This is a genomic window from Mesorhizobium sp. M2D.F.Ca.ET.226.01.1.1 (assembly GCF_004022705.2).
Taxonomy (GTDB): domain Bacteria; phylum Pseudomonadota; class Alphaproteobacteria; order Rhizobiales; family Rhizobiaceae; genus Mesorhizobium.
Genome location: NZ_RZOY02000064.1, coordinates 1 through 372, shown reverse-complemented (window position 1 = coordinate 372; position 372 = coordinate 1). Strand labels below are relative to the sequence as shown.

Below are 372 nucleotides of genomic sequence, written 5' to 3'. Positions count from 1 at the left end.
GCTGGATATCAACTGGCCGGTGGTGCAGGACAACCAGTACCGGATCTGGAATACCTGGGGCAACCGCTTCTGGCCCGCGCTGTACCTGCTCGACCGGCAGGGGCGGGTGGTCTACCGCCATTACGGCGAGGGCGACTACGCACGCACTGAAACCGAGATCCAGCGCCTGCTGGCCAGCCCCTGAGCCGCGCTACCATGGCCGCGCAGCGCGGCCCTGACCTCCGTCTTCATCGAGAACGCAATGAACCACGTACCGCATATCCTGGTCGTCGACGATGACAGCGAGATCCGCCAGATGCTGGCCGATTACCTGCAACGCAACGGCCTGCGCGTGAGTCAGGCCGACGGCGGCCGGGCCATGCGCGCGCTGAT

The 372-nt window shown here is 65.9% G+C and carries 1 protein-coding gene and 1 pseudogene; both read left to right on the top strand.

The window, feature by feature from the left end; genetic code table 11:
- The coding region (locus tag EN869_RS33765) for a hypothetical protein (protein WP_210237971.1) at positions 1 to 184 on the top strand (184 nt) is incomplete at its 5' end.
- A 57-nt stretch (positions 185 to 241) separates the two neighbouring features.
- Positions 242 to 372, top strand: a pseudogene (locus tag EN869_RS35715) (response regulator transcription factor); the annotation flags it as partial.